21 protein-coding genes are annotated in these 25,833 nt (G+C 61.0%); 9 read left to right on the plus strand and 12 right to left on the minus strand.

Going from position 1 to position 25,833, the window contains the following annotated elements; translation table 11 throughout:
- The first annotated feature begins 687 nt into the window (after window positions 1-687).
- Window positions 688-1,644 (plus strand): LysR family transcriptional regulator, encoded by a 957-nt coding sequence (locus KHO30_RS33280; protein WP_143131744.1) that lies wholly within the window; start codon window positions 688-690, stop codon window positions 1,642-1,644.
- A gap of 37 nt (window positions 1,645-1,681) precedes the next feature.
- On the opposite strand, the gene KHO30_RS33285 is transcribed toward KHO30_RS33280, so the two are convergent.
- Window positions 1,682-2,827 (minus strand): nucleoside hydrolase, encoded by a 1,146-nt coding sequence (locus KHO30_RS33285; RefSeq protein ID WP_093638480.1) that lies wholly within the window; start codon window positions 2,825-2,827, stop codon window positions 1,682-1,684.
- A 74-nt stretch (window positions 2,828-2,901) separates the two neighbouring features.
- Between KHO30_RS33285 and KHO30_RS33290 the strand changes: the two genes are divergently transcribed.
- Window positions 2,902-3,129, plus strand: a complete 228-nt coding sequence (locus KHO30_RS33290) for a type 2 periplasmic-binding domain-containing protein (protein WP_244179440.1) — start codon at window positions 2,902-2,904, stop codon at window positions 3,127-3,129.
- 113 nt (window positions 3,130-3,242) lie between these two features.
- On the opposite strand, the gene KHO30_RS33295 is transcribed toward KHO30_RS33290, so the two are convergent.
- A complete protein-coding gene (locus KHO30_RS33295) occupies window positions 3,243-4,190 on the minus strand; it encodes a hypothetical protein (protein WP_093638473.1) in 948 nt (315 codons plus the stop codon).
- 125 nt (window positions 4,191-4,315) lie between these two features.
- On the opposite strand from KHO30_RS33295, the gene KHO30_RS33300 reads away from it, so the two are divergent.
- The 4 genes from KHO30_RS33300 (at window position 4,316) to KHO30_RS33315 (ending at window position 11,273) form a co-directional block, all read left to right on the plus strand.
- The gene (locus tag KHO30_RS33300) at window positions 4,316-5,161 is read left to right on the plus strand and encodes a M15 family metallopeptidase (protein ID WP_054036462.1); all 846 of its coding nucleotides are present in this window, start codon (window positions 4,316-4,318) and stop codon (window positions 5,159-5,161) included.
- Window positions 5,162-5,429: 268 nt separating this feature from the next.
- Window positions 5,430-9,332: a type VI secretion system membrane subunit TssM gene (gene tssM / locus KHO30_RS33305; protein ID WP_093638465.1), complete on the plus strand. Its 3,903-nt coding sequence runs from the start codon at window positions 5,430-5,432 to the stop codon at window positions 9,330-9,332.
- Window positions 9,329-10,321 (plus strand): type VI secretion system-associated protein TagF, encoded by a 993-nt coding sequence (gene tagF / locus KHO30_RS33310; protein ID WP_054036464.1) that lies wholly within the window; start codon window positions 9,329-9,331, stop codon window positions 10,319-10,321. The genes tssM and tagF overlap by 4 nt, the downstream gene beginning before the upstream one ends.
- A 4-nt stretch (window positions 10,322-10,325) precedes the next feature.
- Window positions 10,326-11,273 carry an OmpA family protein gene (locus KHO30_RS33315; RefSeq protein WP_093638460.1) on the plus strand — a complete coding sequence of 316 codons (948 nt, stop codon included), beginning with the start codon at window positions 10,326-10,328 and terminating at the stop codon, window positions 11,271-11,273.
- Window positions 11,274-11,356: 83 nt separating this feature from the next.
- On the opposite strand, the gene tssA is transcribed toward KHO30_RS33315, so the two are convergent.
- The 9 genes from tssA to KHO30_RS33360 all read right to left on the minus strand — a co-directional run bounded on the left by tssA (window position 11,357) and on the right by KHO30_RS33360 (window position 22,163).
- On the minus strand, window positions 11,357-12,466 hold the full coding sequence (gene tssA / locus KHO30_RS33320) for a type VI secretion system protein TssA (RefSeq protein ID WP_200619736.1): 1,110 nt from the start codon (window positions 12,464-12,466) through the stop codon (window positions 11,357-11,359).
- Window positions 12,467-12,533: 67 nt separating this feature from the next.
- On the minus strand, window positions 12,534-15,209 hold the full coding sequence (tssH, locus tag KHO30_RS33325; protein WP_211703473.1) for a type VI secretion system ATPase TssH: 2,676 nt from the start codon (window positions 15,207-15,209) through the stop codon (window positions 12,534-12,536).
- Window positions 15,210-15,244: 35 nt separating this feature from the next.
- Window positions 15,245-16,339, minus strand: coding sequence for a type VI secretion system baseplate subunit TssG (gene tssG, locus KHO30_RS33330; protein ID WP_093638448.1), 1,095 nt, complete (start codon window positions 16,337-16,339; stop codon window positions 15,245-15,247).
- The gene (tssF, locus tag KHO30_RS33335; protein WP_093638443.1) at window positions 16,303-18,141 is read right to left on the minus strand and encodes a type VI secretion system baseplate subunit TssF; all 1,839 of its coding nucleotides are present in this window, start codon (window positions 18,139-18,141) and stop codon (window positions 16,303-16,305) included. The genes tssG and tssF overlap by 37 nt, the downstream gene beginning before the upstream one ends.
- A gap of 101 nt (window positions 18,142-18,242) precedes the next feature.
- On the minus strand, window positions 18,243-18,722 hold the full coding sequence (gene tssE / locus KHO30_RS33340; protein WP_054036473.1) for a type VI secretion system baseplate subunit TssE: 480 nt from the start codon (window positions 18,720-18,722) through the stop codon (window positions 18,243-18,245).
- An 83-nt stretch (window positions 18,723-18,805) separates the two neighbouring features.
- A complete protein-coding gene (locus KHO30_RS33345) occupies window positions 18,806-19,309 on the minus strand; it encodes an Hcp family type VI secretion system effector (protein ID WP_054036475.1) in 504 nt (167 codons plus the stop codon).
- Window positions 19,310-19,381: 72 nt separating this feature from the next.
- A complete protein-coding gene (tssC, locus tag KHO30_RS33350) occupies window positions 19,382-20,872 on the minus strand; it encodes a type VI secretion system contractile sheath large subunit (protein ID WP_093638439.1) in 1,491 nt (496 codons plus the stop codon).
- Window positions 20,873-20,890: 18 nt separating this feature from the next.
- A complete protein-coding gene (gene tssB / locus KHO30_RS33355; protein WP_093638435.1) occupies window positions 20,891-21,436 on the minus strand; it encodes a type VI secretion system contractile sheath small subunit in 546 nt (181 codons plus the stop codon).
- Window positions 21,437-21,473: 37 nt separating this feature from the next.
- Window positions 21,474-22,163: a tetratricopeptide repeat protein gene (locus KHO30_RS33360; protein WP_211703474.1), complete on the minus strand. Its 690-nt coding sequence runs from the start codon at window positions 22,161-22,163 to the stop codon at window positions 21,474-21,476.
- A gap of 363 nt (window positions 22,164-22,526) precedes the next feature.
- Between KHO30_RS33360 and tssJ the strand changes: the two genes are divergently transcribed.
- The 3 genes from tssJ (at window position 22,527) to icmH (ending at window position 25,384) form a co-directional block, all read left to right on the plus strand.
- On the plus strand, window positions 22,527-23,153 hold the full coding sequence (gene tssJ / locus KHO30_RS33365; protein ID WP_093638827.1) for a type VI secretion system lipoprotein TssJ: 627 nt from the start codon (window positions 22,527-22,529) through the stop codon (window positions 23,151-23,153).
- Window positions 23,154-23,261: 108 nt separating this feature from the next.
- The gene (gene tssK / locus KHO30_RS33370; RefSeq protein ID WP_093638429.1) at window positions 23,262-24,608 is read left to right on the plus strand and encodes a type VI secretion system baseplate subunit TssK; all 1,347 of its coding nucleotides are present in this window, start codon (window positions 23,262-23,264) and stop codon (window positions 24,606-24,608) included.
- Window positions 24,605-25,384 (plus strand): type IVB secretion system protein IcmH/DotU, encoded by a 780-nt coding sequence (gene icmH / locus KHO30_RS33375; protein WP_093638426.1) that lies wholly within the window; start codon window positions 24,605-24,607, stop codon window positions 25,382-25,384. The genes tssK and icmH overlap by 4 nt, the downstream gene beginning before the upstream one ends.
- Before the next feature lie 88 nt (window positions 25,385-25,472).
- Here icmH and KHO30_RS33380 read toward each other — a convergent pair whose 3' ends face one another.
- Window positions 25,473-25,802: an FmdB family zinc ribbon protein gene (locus KHO30_RS33380; protein WP_211703475.1), complete on the minus strand. Its 330-nt coding sequence runs from the start codon at window positions 25,800-25,802 to the stop codon at window positions 25,473-25,475.
- Window positions 25,803-25,833: the final 31 nt, after the last annotated feature.

A 25,833-nucleotide genomic window follows, 5' to 3' on the forward strand; every position in this document is an offset into this window, starting at 1 on the left:
CGAGGCCAGCGGGTTCGACCTGCAACAAGGCCGGATATAAAGCCGCAGCCTTCCTGTCTACCAGCACATAAAATTCCTTGGCAAACGGGAGGCGTCCATATAAAAGGACTCGTCAGCTCCCACTCCGCACTGCGTGCGTCGCGGACGGGTATGCAGGGGAAACCACGGGCTTCGCTTTTGCGCAGGGGGGCCGTCGGCTTGGCCTCGGCGATGCGCCGTTGCACTCATGGGTGAACCCCGCTTCAAATAAATATTGAGCACTCGCAGTAGCGATGCAATAACGAATCATGGCGCCGAAAAAAACGCGCGAGCCCGAACCCCAAGGCTTGAACGCGTGAGCGCCAACGCAAGGACTAAACGTAGAGAGCGGTTTTAAGAATTACTCTTCGGCGCGCGCAGCGCCGCCGGAAGTATGACGCCCTTGTCACAAGCGCATGTAGTGGCACGAACACAGATTCCAGTCGCACCACTACCCTGAGCGAGCTGCGGGACCCGCTTAGCAGGGGCTTCTAGCCGCTTTCTTTGCTTACTTTCTTTGCGGCGGCAAAGAAAGTAAGTGCCGCCCCGCACAGGGGCAACGCTAATAAACCACTAACAATTCAAGGAAAGGCCAAAACCCTAAGAACCCGGCCAATGCCGCCGCCAAAGGCAAAAAAACACCCCCTCTCACTAACAGGAGTTTGCATCGTGATTGACAGAATAACTGCAATGCGGACATTCATCCGAATCGTGGACACCAACAGCTTCACCCGCGCAGCGGAATCCCTGAACATCCCCCGCGCGACAGCGACAACCATCGTCCAGAATCTGGAAGCGCTGCTAGGCACAGCCCTCCTAACCCGCACAACGCGGCGCCTGAGCATCACGCCAGAAGGCGCAGCCTACTACGAACGCTGCGCCCAAATCCTCGCCGACATCGACGAAATGGAAGCGAGCCTCCGTCACGCAACGGATAACCTGACCGGCCGCCTGCGCATAGAAATGCCCGGCGCGGTAGCGAGCACCATCGTCCTCCCAGCACTGGAGGACTTCCATGCCCGTTATCCGAATCTCGATCTCGCCATCGGCATCAGCAACCGCACGGTTGACCTGATCTCGGAAGCTATCGACTGCAGCATCCAGCTAGGCGAATTGCCCGACTCGAATCTGATCGCGCGGCAATTGGGCACCCTCGAGCACGTGACATGCGCAAGCCCGGCTTATCTGGCCCGACATGGCACACCCGCCGACCTCGACGATCTGCGCGGACACGTCGCCGTCAATTGCATGTCGCCGCATAACGGCCGCGAAGTCGACTTCGACTTCGAAGTGGACGGCGAAGCGCAAAACGTCAAGGTCAGAGGCTTCGTTAAAGTCAGCGACGAGCAGGCTTATCTCACCTGCGGTTTGCAAGGCCTAGGGTTGATTCAGCCCGCGCGAATCGCCGCACAGCCCTACCTCGATTCGGGACTGTTGCGCGAAGTACTGCCGCAGTGGAAACCTGTGCCGATGGCGGTTTCGGTCGCATATGTGAAAAACCGCCGGGTGTCGCCTCGCGTGCGAGCCTTCGTCGACTGGCTTGCGGAGTTGTTTGAGCAGACCGAACATGTCGATCAGGACTTGTCGCGAGTGCGTCAGTTATTGCGCGGCCTGCATCCCGCTTGAGGCGGGTTTCATGCAGGCCCGCAACATCACGGACGCGTTAGTTCGGTAGTGTCACGGGTACCGGACGTGTCAGCAGATCAACGTAGAAATTGAAAAAGGTCGGATTGTCGAAGCGTTTCACCACTGTCATCTTCTGCAAACCCGCCGGCGGCGAACTGGTGTAACCGGTCGACTTGCCGTCATTGGCGCCAAAGCTCATATCCACATCCACCCATTCATCCACTGTCTGCGTCGCGAACGACGGATGCATCAGATACGCCAGCGTCAGCGTGTCCCAGATATTCGTGGTGTAGTTCGGATTCGTTTCAAAACCGTTCTTCCCGTCGAACCCATAGCCGTTCAAGGTCTTGAATAGTTGCGTGATGATGGTCTGTTTGTTCGGATCGTGCGCAACGCGGTCGTACAGCGCTTTGTCCATCTTTACGGTGTCCGTCACGTCGAGCGGAATCACCACCTGTTTGATCGGCAGGCGCAACACGGTCTTCGCCGCTTCCGGATCGAACCACCAGTTGAATTCAGCCGTCGGTGTCGTGTTGCCAGGCACGTCGATCGCACCACCCATGTAGATGATCTGTTTGATCAGCGGCACGATCTCAGGGTGCTGACGCGTGGCGAGCGCGATGTTGGTCAGCGGGCCGATCGCCAGAATCGTCACTTCGCCAGGATATTGCTTCACCGAATCGACGATGAAATCCACCGCGCTCTTGCCCTGCAATTTTGTGTGCGTGGCGAAGCCGTCAGGCGGTGCAACGAGGTCGCTGTCCGATTTCGGCTCGGGCGTATTCCACGCGCCGAGATAGCCGTCCCCGCCCGGGAATTGCTTCTGTTCGGCCTGGATGGTGGCGAAATCATGCGATAACGCATAATTGGCGCCCGCATAGACGCCGATCTGATTTTCAACGCCAAGACGCTCAACCGATTTCAATGCATCCGCTACGCCCTGCTTCAACCATTGATTGCCGGACACTACTGTAATACCCAGTACTTTCAGCGAACCCTGCGCCTGCAATTGCGCAGCCATTACGCCGAGCTGGCCGTCATCGCTCAACGTGTTGTAGTCGCTGTCGATAATCACTTTGGGCGGATTCGTCTGCGCATTGATATCGTTCCCGCTACACGCCGAGAGCGCCGAGACGGCCAACACGCTTGCCACGCAGGTCAACGCTACGAAAAATCCCTTCACCGACGCCTCCTTTTAATGCAGTCGTACTGCTCCAATAAGCGGGCTCATCTTAGACGTAATATCTGCTGCCGCTCGTGCCTGAGTTTCTTGCGAATCATCCCGCCATTGCGCTCGACATCGTTCTGGCCGATCAGGTGGTGGACCTGCTTGAACAATGCGCCGATATCTCGCTGCGCAACGGTCCGCCGAAGGATTCACAACTGTTGGCGCGCAAGCTGGGGACGCGGAGCAACGCAGGATCGAAGTACCAGTGGAAGGTAATGCGCAGGTCGGCGGTGGTGGAACGAATGCGCGTCGAGTGACGCGCATCGCTAGCTGTGAAGCCGCAGATTCACAAAACGCTGCGACAGCGAATGTGAATTGCGTGGACCGCATGTGCCGCGAGTCACGAAGACGCGCGGCGCATTACGCGAACTTACGGCTGACGTGCCTGCGGCGCAGCCCCCGGACAAGCGGGGTCTTTACCCCAATGCCCGTCGCACACGCGCCAGCGGCACAACTGGTCTTCAAAGAAGCCGCGTTGCCCACACTCTTTCACGCGTTCGGCCAGCTTGGCGTTCCCAGGCGCAGCCGATGCACTGACCTTGGTGGCCGTGCTGCCGTCTGCCGCTTTCGCGTCAGCCGGTTTGGTGCGCGCCACGAGTGCAGCCAATAGATCGGCATCCGAATCATCTTTCGAAGCATTACCGGCAGGGCGCGATTTCTTCGTTTGAGCGACCGCGGTCGGCGCGCTCGCGTGATGATTGCTTGCGCTCGCGCTTTCCTTCTTGCTGTGCGCCGCTGTGTCGTGTTTCGCATTGCTGGCGACAGCCGTGGAGGAGCTCTTACCGTGCTTTGCCGCCGGCACCGTGACCGCCGACGCAGCCGTTGCGGACGCAACCGGTGTAGACGCGGTGCTCGGCTCAGCGCCATCGGCAAGCGCGCGCGATAAGCGGCTTCCATCACCGCTTGCAGGCTCACCCGCGGATGCCGCTGGCGCCTTGCTGTCGCTGTCATCAGCAACGATCGTGGCCGCTTGCGACGACGCTGCAGCCGGCGCCTCCGCTTTCGCAGTGACCTGCGCAGCACCGCTCGCGGCGGACGCCGGCACAGCAGCTTTCGTGGCGTTGGCGGGCGTGGCTGACGCCAACGACTCCGTCTGCACACGCTGCTGCATATGCCACGCGCCCCAACCGCCGGCAGCGATCACCAGCAAGGCGACCAGCAGCAGCGGCGTTTTCGACCGGCGTGGTTTATCGGTAGGCGGCTCGACGCGGCCTTCCAGATTCGCGAGAATTCGCGAACCATTGCCATCGGCGCCCTTAGCCTTATCGGATAACAGGCTAGGTGGGGCTTTGGAATTCGAACTTTCCGGCGCACTCATTCACTGTCTCATTGAATCCTGGATTATTTCGCCGTGATAATACCGTTCCGGCTCCTCTCCGAGCAGGCCTGATTCTAAGAGCAAGCATTACAAAATACAATTGTTTCCAATTTCCGGGGTCGACTTTGATTGCCGTAGTACTTCTCGCCTATTTCGCCTTCGCCGTTGTGATCGCCGCAATGCTGCTATTGCCGGCGGTACGCGCCTCTTTATTAGGCGCCGCACTCGCCATTCATGGCCGCGTTATGCGCGGAGCATCTCAAGGTGCTTCACGTGCTCGCGGTCAATTAGTGCGTTCGGCAAAAATTTCGCAATCGACTGCAGTCGATATGCAAAAGTTACTGGCAAAGCGGCGCTTGCTGATTTTTACCACCACAGGTATTCTTGCGACGCCGCCATTGGTGGCATTGGCTTTACGCGGCAGGCAATTATTCCAATTCGATGACACTGCACGGGTACCGGACGAGAAAATTGCCGCGTTATTGAATGGCGAACAGCTCGTGCCCCCGCCGCCGCTGCCGCCCGAGGTATTTGCAACGCAGGAAGTGGAGCAGATTCGGCCCGCGCTGAAAGACGCGAGCCGCGACTGGAATTTGCTCGACGCCGATTTCAGAACGCGTTTATTGCTCGTTTACAAAATCATGCACGAGCAGTACGGGTATGAAATGGCATTGCTGGAGGGTTATCGCAGTCCGGAGCGGCAAAACCGCCTGGCGCAAATGGGGGGCAACGTCACCAATGCCGCAGCGTTTCAAAGCTATCACCAATACGGTCTTGCCGCGGACAATGCGTTTTTGCGCGACGGCAAGCTCGTCATTTCAGAAAAAGATCCCTGGGCCATGCGAGGCTATCAGTTATACGGACAGACGGCCGAACAGGTCGGCCTGACGTGGGGTGGCCGTTGGAAATTGATGGATCTCGGGCACGTTGAATATCACAAACCCGGCTTCGTCCTGGGGCGTGGTCATTAAGGCGAAGTGGGCAATAAAGAGGTTGGCAATGGGGCGTTCAAGCAAATTTTCTGGCAAAAGTCGGCAATGCCGCCTGCATAACGGCATTCGTCCCATCGCCATCGGCGAAACATTCCACGGCGGATTTAACAATCCGGCCGCATTCACCTTCGCCTGAATATGCTTTCGATTTATTTCAAACGCGGCGCTGGCAGACTTTGCCCGCGCTCGCACCATGCTGTTTGTCACACACGCGCCACAACACACATCACCAAGACCTGAACGGCCTATGCGACGCATTCTTAACGTGTTGACCCATACACGCACGCTCTCGATCATCGGCTTGCTCGCGCTCGCTGCTGTTTTGTTCATCGGTGCCGATACCTTGCAGATCGACCTGATGTGGCCTGCCATCGTGCTCGGCGCGGTGATCGCGCTATGGCTGCTGGTGTGGGTGGTGCGCCGCCTGCGCGCGCGGCGCGCGAACAACAAGCTCGGCGAAATGCTCGAGCAGCAAGCCGAAAAACAGACCGAAACCGGCCCCGCCCCAACGCCCGCGCGCCAGGCCGAACTCGACGTGCTGCGCACGCGCCTCGTCGACGCGGTGAAAACGATCAAGACCTCGAAGATCGGTCAGATGTCCGGCGGCTCGGCGCTGTATGAGTTGCCCTGGTACATCGTGATCGGCAACCCGGCCGCAGGCAAGAGCAGCGCCGTGCTGAATTCCGGTCTGCAGTTTCCTTTCGCTGACAAGAACAACGCCGTGATTCACGGCATCGGCGGTACGCGTAACTGCGACTGGTTCTTCACGACCGAGGGCATTCTGCTCGACACCGCCGGCCGCTATTCCGTGCACGAAGAAGACCGCACCGAATGGATCGGCTTCCTCGGCCTGCTCAAGCGCTTCCGGCCAAAAGCGCCGATCAACGGCATCATCGTCACGGCGAGCATTGCCGAGCTGACTAGCAGCAAGCCCGAGTTCGCGATCAATCTCGCGAAGAACCTGCGCCAGCGCGTGCAGGAGTTGACCGAAAAGCTCGAAGTGTTTGCGCCGGTGTATGTGATGTTCACCAAGGCCGACCTGATCACGGGCTTCACCGAATTTTTCAGCGGCAGCGACCGCCACGAATACGACCGCGTGTGGGGCGCCACCCTGCCCTACGAGCCGGACGAAAAGCGCGACGTGGTGGGCCTCTTCGACGAGCACTTTGAAGAGCTCTACGACGGCCTGAAAGAAATCAGCGTTGCGCAGATGTCGATCAACCGCGGCAACAAGCTCTCGCCGGGCCAGTTGAGCTTCCCGCTCGAATTCTCGACGATCAAGCCCGCATTGCGCGCGTTCCTCGCCACGCTGTTCGAAACCAACCCGTTCCAGCACAAGCCGATTTTCCGCGGTTTTTACTTTACCAGCGCCCTGCAGGAAGGCGAGACCAACAGCGCCGCCGCCACGCGCATCGCCAACCGTTTCGGCCTCTCTGCCGACAGTCTGCCCAAGCCGCATAGCGCGTTCTCGAAGAACGGCTTCTTCCTGCGCGACCTGTTCTCCAAGGTGATCTTCGCCGACCGGCAGACCGTCAAGCAGTTCGCCAGTCCCGCCAAGACGCGCATGCGTTATGCCACGTTCTTCGGCTTCGTCGCGGTGCTCGCGTTGGCGCTCGGCGGCTGGACGTGGTCGACGATCGGCAATGAGCAGCTCGCCGACAACGTCAAGGCCGACCTCGACAACGTGGTGCGCCTGCAGCAGAACCGCAACGACCTGCAATCGCGCTTGCAGGCAATGGACATTCTGGAAGACCGCATCGACCAGCTCGAACAGTTCCGCCGCGACAAGCCGCTGGCCGTGTCGCTCGGGCTGTATCAGGGCGACCGCCTCGAGCAGCACTTGCTCACCGAGTATTACAACGGCGTGCGCCAGATCCTGCTCGACCCGGTCTCGCAGAATCTCGCGTCGTTCCTGAAGGACGTCAATGCGCACCCCGATCAGCTCGCGCCGTTGAACCGCACGCCGGACGCCGCAGCGATTCCGGTGTCCGCGCACACTGCCATGGCGGCGAACAGCCAGGGCGGCCTGTATAGCGATGCGTCGCCGACCAACGTCGAAGACGCGTACAACGCACTCAAGACCTACCTGATGCTGAGCGACAAGCGTCACGTGGAAACCGCTCACCTGACCGATCAGGTCGCCCGCTTCTGGCGCGGCTGGCTCGAAACGAATCGCGGCAACATGCCCCGCGACGAGATGATCCGCAGCGCCGAGCGCATGATCACCTTCTATCTGTCGCGCGTGTCCGACAACGACTGGCCGATGATCGACCAGAACCTCGGCCTCGTCGACCAGACTCGTGAAAACCTGCGCCGCGTGGTGCGCGGCATGCCGGCTCGTCAGCGCGTCTATGAAGAAATCAAGGCGCGTGCGTCGACCCGTTTCGCGCCGATGACGATCGCGCGCATCGTCGGCGAAAACAATACGGCGCTGGTGGCCGGCAGCTACGCAATCCCCGGCACCTTTACGCGTGAAGCGTGGTTCCAGTACGTGCAGCCGGCGATTCGCGATGCCGCCACCAAGGAATTGCAGGCCAAGGACTGGGTGCTCAATACCTCCGCGCACGACGACCTGACGCTCGAAGGCAGTCCCGAGCAGATCCAGAAAGCACTCGTGGCGATGTACAAGACGGAGTACGCAATGCACTGGCAGAAGTTCATGCAGGGCATTGCCGTGCAGAGCTTCGGCAGCTTCGGTCAGGCGGTGGATGCAATGAACCGTCTCGGCGACCCGCAGGATTCACCAATCCGCAAGGTCCTCGAAACCGCGTACGACCAGACTTCGTGGGACAACCCGTCGCTCTTCAACGCGAACCTGAAGCGCGCGCAAACCGGCATGACGAGCTGGTTCAAGAACTGGTTCTCGCGTGCGCCGACCGGCCAACTGAACGCCAACATCGACATCAACGGCAATCCGGTCGAAGTGCCGATGGGACCGATCGGCCAGGAGTTTTCGGCACTGGGTCGCATCGTCGTCTCGGGCGACAACGGCTCGATGTTGAAGGGCTACATGGACACGCTCTCGAAGGTCCGTACGCGCTTCAACGTGATCAAGAATCAGGGCGATCCGGGACCGGGCGCGCGTCAGCTGATGCAGCAGACGCTCGACGGCAGCGGCTCCGAACTGGCCGATTCGCTGAAGTACGTCGACGAACAGATGCTGACGGGCCTCACCGATTCGCAACGCAAGGCGCTGCGCCCGCTGCTGGTGCGTCCGCTGATGGCGGCGTATGCGGTGGTGATCCAACCGGCTAGCGTCGAAGTCAACAAGGTGTGGAACGCGCAGGTCTACCAGACCTTCCAGGGGTCGCTCGCGAACAAGTATCCGTTTGCAGGCGATGCGAAGGTCGAAGCCGGCGCCGGCGAAATCGCCCAGGTGTTCGGGCCGGACGGCGCGATCGCCAAGTTCGTCGGTACGACGCTCGGGCCGCTCGCGGTGCGCCGTGGCGACACGCTGACCTCACGCACATGGGGCGATATGGGTCTCGCGCTGACGCCCGACTTCACCAGCGGTTTCGCGCGCTGGGTGGCGCCGCTTGCCGGTGGCGCGGCGACCTCGGGTGGTCAAAGCTCGGCCGAACCGCAGACCGTATTCCAGATCCTGCCGCAGCCGAGCAGCGGCACCACGGAATACACGCTCGCGATCGACGGCCAGCAGATGCGTTACCGCAATACGCCGCCGCAGTGGACCAACTTCGTGTGGCCGAATCCGTCGGGCTCGCCGGGCGCGACGCTGAACGCCACGACCTTCGACGGCCGCACGCTGCAACTGGTCAACGAACCGGGCCGCTACGGTCTGGAGAAGCTGATCAACTCGGCGCAACGCAAGCGCCGTCCGGACGGCACCTTCGATCTGTCGTGGACGCAAGGCAATGTCACGGTTGCGGTCAGCATGCGCATCATCAGCACCTCGCAGGCCTCGGGCAGCGCCAGCAGCGATGCACCGCAACAGCAAAGCCTGCGCGGCTTGCGGCTGCCGTCGTCGGTGGCGGACGTGAGCGCCGCGGCGAATTCAGTCAATGCGACGGCCGCGGGTGCGCCAGGACCAACAGGAACAGCGGGCACCGCGCCCGCTGCCGCACCGGCCTCACCAGCGGCACGGCCGGCCACGGCCGCCGCCGCGGTTTCGAACACAGGGGGTGCGCAATGACGCAAACCGTGCAGGCGCAAATCGCCTACTTCGGCAAGATTCCGTCGCGCGGCGACTTCGTCAAAAGCGCGCATAACCCGCAATTGCTAGCCACGCTCGACCGCTGGATCGCCGAGGCCATGGAGTTGCTCACTGACGATCCGCGCTGGAAGATCGTCTACGAAAACGCCAAGCCGATGCACTTCGCGTTCCTCGGTTCGCGCAGCAAGCTGGCGATTGCCGGGCATATGGTGGCGAGCCAGGATCAATCGTCGCGCCGCTTTCCGTTTCTTGCCGCCACCGCGCTGGAAGTAGAAAAGCCGCTGACGTTCCTCGCGCATAGTCCGCTGGCCTTTGCGCGCCTGTGGTCGCGCATCGCCTCGCAGATGAAGCCCTTGCTCGGCGTGAGCGAGCCGGCCGGCGCGTTGCACGCGCTCGGCGAAACGCAAGTGCCGATCGAAATCGGCGGCGGTCCGGGCAATCCGCACGACGGCACCTTCAACGACTTCGTCGAACATCAAACGCTCTCCGGCCTCGAACAAATGCTGCTTGCGAGCGGCCATCCGGTGCGCCTGCGTGGCGCGATGCTGGCGCTCGGTTCGCTGCTGCGTCCGGTGATGCAAAGCGGTTCGTCGCATCTCGAACGCGGGCTCACACTGCCACTGCCGAACGATCCGTTCTATCGCTCGCTCGTCGCCGCTTTCTGGCTCGAACTGATCGCACCGTTCGTCTCGCAGGCCGATTTCGAACTGGCGATTTTTATCGGTACGATTGCCGAGCGCGAACGGCTCATCATCGGCTTTAACGGCGCCTCGGCCAAAACGCTGCACAGCGTGGTCGATCCGCAGGCGTACGCGGCACACAACATCGATATCGACGATCCCGAGTGGATCGACGAACACGCACAAAACGACCATGGCATCAGCAAGCTCGTCAGCTACCTCGACCAACCGCAACTGTCGTTGCGTGTCAGCATCGACACGTTCCGCGAAGCATTCACGGGAGCGTGACACGATGTTGAGCAAACACACGCGCATTGCCTCGCTGCTGGCAGGTCTTCTCGTCTGCGCACTCGCCCATGCCGACAACGACGGCCCCGCACGCGTCACGCCGGTCGACAACAGCGGCATGGCGATTCGCACGACGGCTCTGCCGTCGGCACAGTCGGGCACTGCAGGTCCTGCTGTCAGCACGGCCGGCCTCGCCAGCGGCACCACGGGCGGCGGCACGGGCGCGATCAGCGCAGCGCCGCCACCGGCCAATGCAACACCGGGCCAGGTGGTGGTGGGCGGAAAGGTGCCGGATGAAGCGACCAAAGCGGCCGTGCTCGCACGTCTGCGCGACACCTACGGCTCGGCCAACGTGGTTGATCAGATTGAAGTCGCCGACGTCGCGACGCCGCCGAACTGGTCTGCCAACGTACAGAAGCTGATCGGCCCGCAGTTGAAGCAGATCAGCAAAGGGCAGTTGAAAATCGACGGCACGCAGATCGACGTGAAGGGCGAGGTGCACAACGAATCGCAGCGCCAGCAGCTCGCAAGCGATATGGCGAACGCGCTGAACCCGACCTACACGATCAAGAACGGCTTGCGCGTGAGCGCATCGGAACAGGGCCTGCTCGACCAGACATTGGCGAATCGCACGATCGAGTTCGAGACGGGCAGCGCGACACTTACCCCGCAAGGCCGCGCGATTCTCGATCAGATGGCGGCCGTGTTGTCGAAGATGCAGACGAAGACGGTGGCGATCATCGGCCATACCGACAACTCGGGCAATCGCACCTCGAATATCGCACTGAGCCAGGCGCGTGCGGATGCGGTGAAGGGTTATCTGGCCGCGCGGGGCATTCCGCCCGAGCAGATGACGACCACAGGAGTTGGTCCGGATCAGCCGATCGCATCGAACGATACGACCGACGGGCGGGCGCGTAATCGACGTATTGAGTTTCGCGCAGGGTCTTGAGTTGCTGCTCGCTTGACCTTATGAATTAAAAAAGCCTGGCACCGATTTCGATGCCAGGCTTTTTTCTTGCGTTCAAGGAAGTTCTAGCTGTTTTCCTCGGGTTTCACGCCCAACAACTCGCGAATATGCGCGAGCGACCCATCGTCCTTCACCACCGACGACAACCACTGATGCAAAGGCATATCCGCGCATTCCGCCGCCTTGTCCGCAAGGTACGCAGCAGGGTTATGCGGCTCGGTGCTGCGAAAGAATTTGGCCACAGCACGCAACTGCGCGACGGCTTGCGCACGGCTCTGGATTCCTGCAATCGGACTGATCGTGGTCGGCATGGTCGTCAACACGGGTTCCTCGCGTTGCGGTGAAGTCTTGAAGGTAGGCTCGGCGCGCTCGTGTTCTTCCGGCTTCGGCGCCTTCGGCAGTGACGCTTCAGCGCTGACACCCAGTTCGCGTGCGAAGCGTTCCGCCAACCTGTAGACGCTCTCGTACGCATCTTTCGCCTGACGGAAGCTCGGCGCTGAATCGCCCGCGCGCTGGTCCAGTTGCTGTTCGAGTGCGAGCATCGCCGCTTCGAATGCTTTCAGATCGACCAGCAGGGTCGAATAGAACGCCGGCGGCGTGGCGCGTTTCGATGCTTCAATCTGCTCGATGGAAGGCTTGCCGCGCGCGATATCGTCGGCGTGATCCGGATCGCGCTTGACCGCTTGTGCGACATGCGTGGCCACGTCCCAATCGATCGTGCTGTACGAGCTGCCTTGCGACGACGTGAGCGGCATCGCCCGCAGCAGATCACCAGTGCGGCCCATCAGCCACGCGACGTTGCCGAGGCGATACTCGGTGTCGTCGCCTTCCGGCAACGGATGCACGTGATCCCAGTACTTTTCGCACAGCCCCGTCAGCAGCGCATACCCTTGCGTGAGACCGGTCACGCCCTCTTCGATGGCCAACGCTTCGGTGAGCCAGACAGCGAGGCGCAGGTCTTTGGTCTGCGTCTGCAGCAGATTGCTAGAGCGTTCGACCACGAACGGCCAGTCGGCCTCCTTGATATCCGTGACCCATTCGCCCTGGTCGAGCGACGGGTCTTCGAATCGGCGCGCGTGCTGAATCGCGTCGAAATCCGCCGAAAACAGCAGGTCATCGCCACAAGGCGAGGCTTCGCTGATCGGCGCCAGCAGCGTGTTCAGATTAGTCGGCATGACAGAAAGCAATAAGGTTCCGGTACGGCATTAAAACAGATTGGCAAGCAGGCGGGGACTTGCCTGTTCACGCAACCGTGTATTCGAACTCGCCCGCCTCGCTCGCACGGACCGAGATGCGCTCGATTGCGGTGCCATTGGCGATGCGCTCCAGCACCTGTTGCGCGACTTCGGGCAATAGCGTGCCGTTCAGAATGTGGTCCACATTGCGCGCACCGGAATCCACTTCGGTGCAGCGTGCCAGCACAGCGTCGACGAGCGACTCGTCCCACTCGAACACCGCCTTGTGATTCGATTCGATGCGGCGGCGAATCCGTTCAAGTTTCAAGTCGATGATTTCGGCGAGCACGTCGTCGGAGATCGGGTAGTACGGCACCACTTTCATACGGCCGAGGAACGCCGGCTTGAAAGTCTTGTACAGTTGCGGGCGCAACGTCTCCGCGAGTTCGTCCGGATCGGGCAGTTCTTCGGCGCTCTTGTTCAGGCACGCCTGCATCACCGCCTGCGAGCCGACGTTCGAGGTCAGAATGATCAGCGTGTTGCGGAAATCGATCTCGCGCCCTTCAGCGTCGTCCATCGTGCCCTTGTCGAACACCTGGAAGAACATTTCCAGCACGTCAGGGTGCGCCTTTTCCACTTCGTCGAGCAGCACGACCGAATACGGATTGCGACGCACCGCTTCGGTCAGCACGCCGCCTTCGCCGTAACCGACGTAGCCCGGCGGCGAGCCCTTCAGGCCCGATACGCTGTGCGCCTCCTGATACTCGCTCATGTTGATCGTGACCATCTTGCGTTCGCCGCCATACAGCACATCGGCGAGCGCCAGCGCGGTTTCGGTCTTGCCGACACCCGACGGTCCGACGAACATGAACACGCCGCGCGGTTTGTTCGGGTCTTCGAGACTCGCGCTGGCGGTGCGCACGCGCTGTGCAATCGCATCGAGCGCATGGTCCTGCCCGATCACGCGCGCAGCCAGCAGCGGCTGCAGATTCAACACGGTCTGGATTTCGTCCTTGATCATGCGGCCGAGCGGAATGCCGGTCCATGAAGCGACGATTTCGGCCACCACGTGGCCGTCGACCTGCAAGGGGACCATCGGCTGGCCGCCCTGCAATGCATGCAATTCCGCAACACACGTGGCCAGCGTTTCGCGCGCCTGCTGCGCCTTGTCGGCCTGCGCGGCGTCCGCGCTGCTGACGCGCGCGGCGTCGATTTCCGCGCGCAAGCCGACGATCTCCGTCACCAATGCACGCTCCTTGCCGTAGCGCGCCTCGTCTTCGGTCAGGTCTTTCACGTCTTCTTCGCGCAGGCTGCGCAGTTCCGCGAGCCGCTCGTCATGCAACGCACCGCTCGCCACTTCGCGTTCGAGCGCGGCGATTTCGGCGTCGATGCGTTCGAGGCGTTTCTTCGTGTCGTCGATCGCGGCGGGTGTCGAGCTATGCGCGAGCGCGACTTTCGCGCAGGCGGTGTCGAGCACGCTGATCGCCTTATCCGGCAGTTGACGGCCGCTGATGTAGCGATGCGACAGACGCACCGCTTCGGTGATCGCATCGTCCAGCACGCGGACGTTGAAGTGCTTCTCCATCAACGCGGCCATGCCACGCAACATCGCCGCCGCGAGCGTCTCGTTCGGTTCTTCGATCTTTACGACCTGGAAACGCCGCGCCAGCGCCGCATCTTTCTCGAAGTATTTCTTGTATTCGCTCCACGTGGTCGCCGCGATGGTGCGCAATTCGCCTCGCGCCAAAGCCGGCTTCAGCAGATTCGCCGCATCGTTCTGCCCGGCCTGGCCACCGGCGCCGATGATCGTATGCGCTTCGTCGATAAACAGAATGATCGGATGCGGGCTCTTCTTCACCTCGTCGATCACGTTCTTCAGGCGGTTCTCGAACTCGCCTTTAACGCTCGCGCCGGCTTGCAACAAACCCATATCGAGCACGTGCAACGCGACGCCTTTCAGCGGTGCAGGTACGTCGTCAGCCGCAATGCGCAGAGCGAGGCCTTCGACGACCGCTGTTTTGCCGACACCCGCCTCACCCGTCATGATCGGATTGTTCTGCCGGCGACGCATCAGGATGTCGATGGTCTGGCGAATCTCGCCCTCACGGCCGATCACCGGATCGATCTTGCCTTCGCGCGCACGCTGCGTGAGATTGCTCGTGTAGGTATCGAGCGCAGGGGTTTTAGAAGGTGCACCGGGTGCAGAATCAGCTGCAGCTACATCGCTCACGCCTTCCGCAGCGTTCTCTGCGGCATTGCTCCGTTCGACTTCACGCGACCCCGCGGTCATTTCGTCGAACTTGTGCTTCAGATCCGTCACCCGCACGTCGCGCAGCAACGGCGACATGCGCTCAGCAAACTGCGCGAGGTCCGGCGCCGTCAGTAACGCGAGCAGCAAATGCCCCGAGCGAATTCGTCCGATCTGCGAATCGAGCGACGCAATCAACCACGCCTGTTGAAGCAAATCGATGAGGTGCTTCGAGAAGACCGGCGTGCGCGTATTGCCGGTCTTCAAGCGCTGCAATTCGCGCTCGATGTCCGCGCGCAAAGCATGCGCGTCGACCCGGCTCGCACGCAGCGCCAGCGTGACGTCACTCGCCGGTTCATCCAGCAGCGCGAGCAGCAGATGCTCGAGGTCGACCTCATAGTGGCCGCGCGCGAGACAGTTGTTCGCCGCGAGCAACGCCGCTTGCCGGCAGGTCGGATTCAGTTTGGCGATCAGGGTATTGAGGGACGTGCTCATGTCGTGCGATCCGGGTCCAGGTTCTATCGTTGTAGTCAGTGAATCACGTGCAATTCGTAGCGGGCATCCGCACGGTCACGGTCGGCTTCTCGCGTGCACAGAAATGCGTCCCAGCCGAGGCGCGCGCCGCCGCTCAGCGAGCTGGGTCCCACCTCCTTGCGGCGCAGTACCAGCGAGACCTCATATTCGAGGGTCACGCCGGCGAGCAGCGTCAGCATGCGTTCGAGCGCCACGGCGCGGTCGGCGCCAGGTAAAAACGCTTCGTAGTCGGCCTTGTCGAGCGGCCCGATCACAAGCCGCGCGCGCATGTCGCGTTGCCAGACCCGCTCGCCCGCCAGCGCGGTGGCGCCGAGCGTCGCGTTGACGCCGCCAAGCACGGTCAATTGATCGCGCGGCACGTCGTACCATTTGCCGACGAACTGCTCGACGCGCACCCGCACCTTGAAGTACTCGGACAACGTACGTTGCAGATAGGCCGCCGAAACCGGCCGGTGCCGTGCGGCCAATGCATAGCCGGCAATCGCTTCGTCGAATAGCGCGCCATCGCCGCTTTGCAGACTATTGCGCGTGTCGTCGTCGGCGACGCCTGCCAACGCCAGCAACAGCGGCAGATAACGCTCGTCGCGATCCAGTTCGTAGTGAAACGGCAACCGGTACTTCTTCCATGCCGCGTAGAACAGCGCAGTCGCGCGATTCGAAAACACGTCGAAGAATTCGCGTGCGGCCCGGTCGCGCTTGATCTGCTCACGCGCGATGATCTGTTCGGTGTAATGCAGCGGCAGCGCGCCCTGTCCGCCGAGCAAACCGAAAAACGCCGGCGTGATATCGACCTTGTGGAGCGAGCCTGCTTCGAGCGCGGCGGTGCGTTGCGGCTTCTCTTTCAGCGCCGTGCCTTCATCGTCGTAAGACTGTGCGCTGTGAATCTCGCTAGGCGGAAACGACATCGACAGCGAATTGCGAAAGGCAATCCGCTGCGCGACGATTTCGCCGGGGCGTCCATGACTCGACGGCGTTTGTTGCGCGAACCACTTCTCGAGAATCCGCACCGCCTGAAAAAATTCGAAGCGATGCGGTTCGTCGAGAAGTTGTTCGACTACGCCAGGATCGATTCGCCGCTGCGCGGTTTGCATCGCAGAATCTCCTCGCCGGTGCGCTTCGACACGACGACCAGTTGCACAAAGCTGTTCAGATGCACGTACAGCCCAAAAAACGTGTCGATCACCCGCACGAACGACGCGAGACTCGTGCCGACGAAATGCTCTTCGTCGATCGTCAAACGAATCTCGATGCCGCGCACGAAGGTCGCAAACGGCTTGCCCGGCAGCCATTGCACCGCTGCGCGCTGCTCGATGCCGACCAACCCATCGATATGCCGCGCCGACACCGCCGTGCGCCGCAAATCGTAAAGCACCAGCATTTCCTTGAGCGCCGACAGGCCGCTATTGGCGAGCGACACATGATTTAACGCCAGATGCGAAATCAGCCGCCAGTGCGAGGCGCGCCCGCGCTCGAAACGCACGCTAGGCGTCGGCCTGCGCAGCATCGTGATGCTGCCGGTCAGCGAGCCGCCTTCCAGAAACAGATCGCCGCCTTCGAGACCCACGGCGAGACCGGCCGGCAAGTCGCGATTGGTACACGTCAGATCGAGACTCAGCGTATCGGTCTGCGGCGCGGCCGGTTCGAAGTCGATATCGACGATCGAGATTTCGGTCTCGTAGCCGGGGCTTTTCTGCGCGACCCAATCGTTGCGTCGCGCGAACCAGTAGTGCCCTGCACGCGCCGCTTCGCCGTGATGCAGCGAATAGAACGGCCGGAATTCGATCACCGATTCTTCATGCGCCTGCTGCCGGACGAGTTTCACCGAGTCGATCGAATAGACTTCGTACGCGAATGCCCGGCGCGCTTCGGCGATCACCGGGTACGAAATCGCCTGGTGACTGATGCGGATCGGCTCGCCGTGCTGTTCGAACAGATTCACGACCGGCGTGCAGAACAAGCGGAAATGATGCGCGGACAACGAATCCAGCAAGCGCGCAACATGAGAATCGCTGCGCACTTCCTTGAGTACGATGTGCAGCGTCAGACGCTGGCAGCGGCCGCTCGCGCGTGTCATCGCCGCCAGATCGAAATCGGTGAAGTTAAATTTTTCGGGGAAAGCAAAGTATTCAGTCAGCAACCGGTACGCCGGATGCGATTTGGCCGGATAGTCGATCAGCGCATCGTCTTCATCGAAACCGGCTTGTACGACCGGCGATTGACGGAGTTGCGTCCACACGCCGCGGCGGTCGGCTTCCACATAAGTGGCCATCGCGTTGACGAACAGGCAGTCCGCCAGCGCCGCGATAAACGACTGTTCGCCGTGCAGGTGCGTGCGCAACGTGCCGACTTTCAATGCGGAGAGATCGAGCTGCGCAGCTGTGGATTCGAACGTGATCGACACAATCGCCGTAGCGTTGCCCGGCAGAACGGTCGCGCTTGGCGCCATGGCCACCGATGTGTACTTGGCCTCCGAGATCCGGATTGGCGCCAGCGTCACATCGTAGGCGGTCCGGAAGCGGCATTGCACGCCGCGAATCGGGCGCGACTTGAGTTCGGTGCCACGCTCGACCAGCACCGGTTCGGTCAGATGACTGAGCGCGGCCGAGGTACCCAACTGCGCGATCGAGCACGACGGAAACGGCCGCAGGTAGTGCGGATACAGCACTTCCAGCAGCGCTTCGGTGAATTCGGGGTAATCGTCGTCGAGCTTCTTGTTGATACGCGCGCCCAGCAGCGCGAACGATTCGATCATCCGCTCGACGTGCGGATCTTCGCAGTGCTCGCCCGACATCGCGAGGCGCGCTGCGATCTTCGGATAGCGCTCGGCGAAATCGCGCGAGTAGCGCCGCAGAAATGATAATTCGCGCTCGTAATACGGCAGCAATTCTTCCATCGATCTATCCCCGAACCTGAACCATCGCCGCCTGATCAGTCACCACCGTTGCGCGTTAACGGTAACGACAAAGCGGTACTCAAAACACTAAAACGCAGGTACTAAAGCTTCGCGCGTGCGCGCGTCACCGAATATTGCAGCGTAGAAGGCTGCAGCATCGCATCGAAACTCACCGGTTCTTCCGCCGGGTGCACCACCAGCAACGCCTGAATCGCAAAGTTCAGCGCGTTGGTGGATTGTTCGTTCAATTCGAGCGTGACCGCCACCTGCTGCAAGCGCGGCTCATGCCGTGCGATGGCCTGTTGAATCGATTTGCAGATAAACGTGCGGTCGTAGTGACTCGCCAGGCTCAAGCCCGCGAAATCGTTCAGCCCGTACGTGAGCACCGAGCGCTGACATTCCGGCAGCGCCGCCAGCTCGTGCTCGGTCAGGGCAATCCGGGTGTTCAGGATTGCCTCGACGTCGCGTGCAACAGTGGCCTTCAACTCGTCCAACGACAATTGCCGCATCGCCGGGGAAGCCGGCAGATGCGGTTCGTCGTCGAACAGCTTGTCGAGAAAGCTGGGTTCGAAGCGTTTCATCAGCGTCCGAAAAACCGGTTCGATGCGAGGCGCGCGCGGCGGGCGTCAGCCTTTTCGGGCCGCGCGCCGCGTGCGCCCCAGCATCAGACCGCGTACGTCTTGTCGTTCTTCGTCAAGCTCCACGCGCCTTGCGCGTTGCCGCCCTGGTTGCCGCCGATCTTCTGCTGCGTGTACTTCCACTGCACGGCAGCGTACTTCAGCGAGAACTGTTCGGTCGGCAGGCCTTCGCCCACCACGCTCGGCGTGGCGCTCGAGATGATCACGTACTTGAGCTTCACTTCCAGGTACTTGATGCGGTTGCCTTCGCCGTCCGAACGCATGAAGTCGATCGTCACTTCGTCAAACGTCGTGCCGCCCGATGCGTGTTGATAGATCAGCGGGCTGACCACGTCGATGTCTTTCGTGAACTGCATGTCAGCGTGCTCGCAACGCTCGGACGTGTGACCGCCTGCCGTCGAAGCCGTTGCCGAACGCGGTTGCGTAATCGAGTGGCTCCACGAATCGATTTCGATCCAGCCAGCATGATCTTTATCGGCAGACTCGCCTTTGATCGCCGGATTGCCGAATTTTAAATAGATGTCCTTCATAACTCATCGACTCCCCAAAGAGGTGGTTTTAACAGCTAACCCGTGCGGCCGGCACGGGCTTTCTGACTTCGTTTATGAATTTGCCGGTTTCGGCAGGTCAGCGACAAGCCGCAAAGAGATCGACAGCTCGTCCAGTTGAAAGTGCGGACGCAGGAACGCGACCGAACGATACGCACCAGGTTTGCCCGGAATCTCCGAGACCTGTATCGATGCCTCGCGCAGCGGGAACTGCGCTTTCTGCTCCTGAGTCGCGTTGTCGTCCAGCAGCACGTACTGCGAGATCCAACGGTTCAGGAATACTTCGACGTTCTGCGCCGATGCGAAGCTGCCGATCTTGTCGCGCATCATCGCCTTCAGGTAGTGCGCGACGCGCGATACCGAGAAGATGTACTGCAGCTGCGCGGACAGCACAGCGTTCGCATTCGCGCTATCGGTGCTGTATTTCTTGGGTTTCTGGACCGATTGCGCGGCGAAGAACGCGGCGTAATCCGAGTTCTTGCAGTGCACGAGCGGAATGAAACCGAGGTCGCTCAGTTCCTTTTCGCGGCGATCGGTAATCGCAATTTCGGTCGGGCATTTCAGCGCGACTTCGCCGTCGTCGGTCTTGAACGTGTGGGTGGGCAGGTCTTCAACCAGACCGCCGCCTTCCACGCCGCGAATCGCCGCGCACCAGCCGAAGTCGTCGAATGCGGCCGTCAGGCGGGCGGCAAACGCCCAGGCTGCGTTACACCACAGGTATTTGCTGTGATCGGTGCCGTCCACGTCTTCGACGAAGTTGAAGCCTTCCGCCGTGGCGCCGTCTTTCGGATTGAAAGGCAGGCGACCGAGAAAACGCGGCAAGGTCAGGCCGACATAGCGCGAGTCTTCGGAGTCGCGGAACGACTTCCACTTCGCGTATTCGACGGTATCGAACACTTTGCCGAGATCGCGCGGCTTGCCGAGATCGGCAAACGTTTCGAGACCCATCAGTTCAGGCGACGCCGATGCGATGAACGGCGCATGCGCCGCGGCCGCGACATGTGCCATCTGTTCGATGAAGTACACGTCCTCCGGCTGACGCGTAACTTCGAAGTCGCCGATGATCGTGCCAAACGGCGCGCCACCGAATGTGCCGAACTCTTCTTCATATACCTTCTTGAAGAGTGCGCTCTGGTCGAATTCGATGGCGTTCTTGAAGTCGCGCACGAGGTCGCGCTTCGGCGCGTGCAGCGCCTTGATTTTGACCGTCGAACCGGTATTGCTTTCCTTGCACAGGTAGTCGAGGCCGCGCCACGTGCTTTCCATGCGCTGGAATTGCGGCGCATGCATCACCGCGCTCAGTTGCGCGGAGATCAGGCGATCGAGTTCCGCGACGCGTGCGTCGATGGTGGCTGACAGGTTGTCGGACATGACCACCGTGCCGTCGAGCACCTGGTGGACGAGTTCGCCGATCAGGTCTTTCGCGCGCGCGTGTTCGGAATCGGACTTCGCCACGCGGCTTTTCTCGACGATTTCGTCGAGCAGCGTGGATTCCGTGCCGCTCTGCACGCTGGCGAGTTGGGCTGCTGCCGTTTGCTGGTTCATCTCACACCCCGTACGTACTTATTCGCCCTGCTTGTCGTGATCCGGCGCGCCGGCGTGGTCTGCTGCGTTGCCCTGATCTTTCGCCAGCGTCTGCAGCTGCTGCGTGTTGTTGAGCACTTCGCTCAGCAGGTCCTCGAGCTTGTCGTTGCCGGCCAGCTTGTTGCGCAGGTCGGCCAGCTTCGAACGCGCATCGAGCAGACGGCGCAGCGGTTCGATCTGCGCGACCACCTCATCCGGATTGAAATCGGCCATCGACTTGAAACGCAAGTCGACTGCAAATTTGCCGCCCGCTTCGCTCAGGCGGTTTTCCACCTGAAATGCAGCGCGCGGCTCGATCGCTTTCATCACGTCGTCAAAATTGTCGCGGTCGATATTGACGAACTTGCGATCGCGCAGCTTCGGCTGCTCGACTTCGGACTGTCCTGCCAGATCGGCAACCACACCGACGACGAACGGCAGCTCCTTGATCTCGATCGCATCGCCGCGCTCAACTTCGTACGTCAGTTGAACGCGCGGAGGCCGCACTTTTTGCAAACGTTTCTGAATACTTTCTTTCTTCGCCATCGTCGGCTCCCGGATGCAGATAGGTCAGGCGTGTAGTTCAGCGCAGTGCGCTGAACGGGTCGGACGCGCCGCCGCTTTGTGCGGCTTTGGCGGGTGCTGCTGGCGCAGCCGGGGCGGCAGGCGCCGCGGGAGCCGCCGGCGTAGTGGCCGGAGCCGCTGCGCTGGTGGTGGCATCCGGCGTGTCCCCTGCTTTGCCCTTGGCGACGTGGCGAATGACGCGCTTCTTCTTCACCGCCGGCTTGTCGTTCGGGTCGGGCGGGAACAACGTGGCTTCGCCCAGTGTGTCGCGCAGTTGCTTGGCGAGCGCTTGCGCGTCCGACTTCGCATCACCCGCGAGCGACGCATCCTGACGCAGTTCGCCGAGCGATTGCGTGGCCACGCGCAGGCCGGCCACTGCCAGCACACTCTTGGCCTGACGATCCGTCTGGTCGCGCTGCAGCGCTTCTTGCGCGGCGACGATGGCCTGACCGTAATGACCCTGCGTGAACTGGATCTGCGCAATGCGCGACCACGGCTCTTCACGGGTCGGATCGGATTTTGACAATTGCTGATAAAGCGAGATGGCGCGATCCTGATCACCGCCCTTGGCGACGGTATCCGCGTCCGCGAGTTGCTTATTAAAAGCCTCCGGTGTGGTCGCTGTGTTGTTGCCCTGTGTCGCGCAACCGGCAATCACGCCGCATGCCAACACTACCCCAGATAGTTTTACTAACAGACGCTCATTCATCGTTTTTCACCGACGTGCGATTTTTTTAATTCAAGGAGAAACCGGAGTTTTGCTTTGCTTCAACTGCGCGGGTATAGTACAGGCCAATTTTCGATAATTCAACTTTCGTGTGAAGAAGCATTGCACAAAAAAAATGCATGTGGATGATTTAAACGAAGTATGCAGAAATTGTTTCCTGGCGCAATAGCGGCATTGCGGGGAGCGGAAAAAATTTCCGCACACCGGCCTGCCAACACACGAGTGTCATAGAACAATGCGCTTTGCATAAAGCGGCATTACGCGGCATAACGTTGCTGCAAATTTGCCGGATTGAATTCGTTATTGATGTTTTGACGGGGGACGGCGCTGAGCCGGTCGATGTATATGAATTCGCGTCTTGTTCGCCATGCATCGCTATTGATTGCCAGCGCCGCCGTGTGCGCATTGCTGGGCGGCTGCGCGGCCGCCGTACCGGCGCTGGGAGCCGCTGCCAACGCGGTTTTGCAGGCGAGCGGTCTCGGCAAGCCCGACGTACCGGACGCGCAAAAGCCACCACGTAATGTCGGCCTCACGTTATACGCCGCGCCGAATCTGAATTCCGCCAATGACAATCGCCCATTGGCGCTGGTGGTGCGGCTTTACGTACTGAAAGACCCCACTTCATTCCAGCAGGCGCCATTCGACGCCTTTACCGATCCCGCCAAGGAAAAGAACGTACTGGGCGGCGATCTGCTGGGCGTACGCGAAGTGACGCTGATCCCCGGTCAACGTTACGTCGTCACCGAAAAAGTCTCGCGTGAAGCGCAGGCATTCGGTATCGTCGCTCTATTCCGCGATCCGGCCATGCAGCGTTGGAAATTCGCCTTCGACCCGGCGAAGTCGGAGAAATCCGGCATAATGATCGGCCTGCATAACTGTGCAATGACGGTGACCAACGGCACTGTGATCCCGCCAGAACAGGGATTGCCCGCCCAGCCGTTGAATATGCTTTCTTCGGTAAGCTGTGGCTAAAGATGCCGTGCAAATACGATTTAACAGTTTTTAGAGAATTAACAATGCGGCGTTCGAATCGTTTATCTCCGGACGCGTCACACGCTGAACGCATATAACAGGTTTGAGATGAGTTATTCAGCAAAAGTGCTCTGGGGGGAAGGCCTGTTTCTGAGGCCGCAGCATTTTCAGCGTCAGGACGCCTATCACGAGGCGCGCCTGTTCGAATCGATCCAGGCAATCCAGCCGTACAACTGGGGCGTGCGTTCGGCGCGCTTCGACCGCGACGCGCTCGGCAGCAACGTGCTGCGCGTGAGCGAACTCTCACTGGTGTTTCCGGATGGCGCGCTCTACTCCGCGCCGCAAGCCGACGGCCTGCCACCGCCGATCGCGCTCGACACGCTGCCGGACGGCATCAACGAATTTACCTTTTATCTCGCGCTGCATCCGTTGCGCGAAGCCGGCGCGAACTATTCACAAGATAGCAATGCGGGTTTCGTATCGCGTTACGTCAGCGAGCAAACGCCGGTGGCCGATCATTTCACCGACGCCGCCGAAGCCGACATCACCTTCCTGAAGACCAGCGTCAAACTCATTGCGCATAGCGAGCCGCGCGACCAGCTGCTGTCGGTGCCGCTCGTGCGCGTGCGCCGCACCGCCACCTCGGGTTTTGAAATCGACGACACGTTCGTGCCGCCCTGCCTCGCGATCGACGCGTCGCCGATCCTGCACCAACGGCTGCGTCAACTGATCGACGCGCTGCAGGCCAAGGTCAACGCACTGTATGGTTTTCACCGCGAGCCGACCAAGAACATCATCGAGTTCCGCTCGGGCGACATCGCGTCGTTCTGGCTGCTGCACACCGCGAGCGCCGCGTTTGCCTCGCTCGCGCATCTGTATCAGCATTCGGCGCTGCATCCTGAGCGCCTGTTCCAGGAATTGCTGCGTCTGGCCGGCCAGTTGATGACGTTTTCGAAGGGCTATGCGCTGTCCGATCTGCCGGCTTACCGGCACGACGATCCGGGCCCCGGCTTTGCGCGCCTCGACACGATCTTGCGCGATCTGCTCGAAACGGTGATCTCCACGCGTTACTTCGCGATCGCACTCGAAGAAGTGCGCCCGTCGTTCCATGCGGGCCGTCTCGACTCAGGCAAGATCGACGACAAAACGATGTTCTACATCGCGGTGTCGGCGGACATGCCGACCGCCGAACTCGTCGAAGCCGTACCCGCCCGCTTCAAGGTCGGCGCGCCGGACGACGTCGACAAGCTGGTGCTCTCGGCCATGCCGGGTGTGCGCCTCGTCTACACGCCGCAAGTGCCGCCCGCCATTCCGGTGCGGCCGGGCGCATGCTACTTCTCTTGCGAATCGCGCGGCGCATTGTATGACCGCATGTTGCAGGCCCAATCGGCAATGATCTACGCGCCGTCGGGCATCAACGATCTTCAACTCGAACTGATCGCCGTCACATCATGAGCTACGCGCCTTCCCTGTTTGGCGGCAGCACGCCTGCCGCGACGCCCGCCCCCATGACCGAGCCGAGCTATCAGGTCCGCTCCCTGCTCGATCTGCTCTACGACGGCTTCTTCATGCTGTTTCTGTTGAAGAACGGCCGTGAGCCCGGCGACGCGCACGAATTCAGCCAGCGTATCCAGCAGTTTCTCGGCGACTTCGAGCGCGGCGCGAAAAAGCTCAATGCGTCGGCGGAAGATGTCTACGCGTCCAAGTTTGCGTTCTGCGCCGCGATCGACGAATCGGTGTTGTCGTCGACCTTCAAGATCCGCACGGAATGGGAGCGCCGGCCGTTGCAACTGGTGCTGTTCGGCGAGCAACTGGCTGGCGAGAAATTCTTCCAGTATCTGGAGGAATGCCGTGCGCAGGGCGCCGCGCGTTTGCAGTCGCTCGAAGTGTTCCACATGTGCCTGCTGCTCGGCTTTCAGGGTAAGTATCTGCTCGAGGGACCGGAGAAGCTCGCCTATCTGACCGCGCGCATCGGCGACGAAATCGCGCATATGAAGGGCAAGCGCGCACCGTTCGCGCCGCATTGGCCGCTGCCGGATCAGGTCGCGCACCGGCTCAAGCGCGAGGTGCCGTTGTGGTCGATCGGCGCGGTGTTCGCGCTGGTTGGACTGCTCGCTTATCTCGGGCTGAACACCTACCTGAAAGATCAGACGTTGCGCACGCTCGCTCCGTATTCGCAGGTGGTCAAGCTCGGCCCGCAATCCGCCACGTTGACGATTTCGCTGCCTTAGAACGTTAAGGGACCCCTTGTGTCCGGTCGCGTTGGCACGCGACGTCGTTAATTACACCGCTGCCCGGCGCACAGCCCTGTATGACGGGTCAGTGGCTGATCATCCACGGCCGGCCGCCAGGATTGGTCTTGAGGCCGCCTTGGGTTGTCGCGCCAGCGGACGCCTTCGACCCGCACCCGCACCCAGGCCCATGACGATGCGTGTATTCGCCCGAACGCTGGGGCGCATGTGCGGAGCGTTCGTTAGTCTGGTGACCGGCACGCACGGCCGTCGACATCAGCGACAACGCCGGCAGGCTCAGCATGCGCTGCGCCGGTGCGGTGCAAGTAGGACACGCGCAAGCCGTATCGCGTTCGGCGACGCGGCGTATCGCGGCAAAGGGGCCGCAGGTATCGCAACGGTAATCGTAAGTCGGCATCGTGCTGCCCTCTAAAGATCGGTGGATCGGT

Origin of the sequence: Paraburkholderia aspalathi (assembly GCF_905220735.1) — a bacterium.
Classification (GTDB): domain Bacteria; phylum Pseudomonadota; class Gammaproteobacteria; order Burkholderiales; family Burkholderiaceae; genus Paraburkholderia; species Paraburkholderia aspalathi.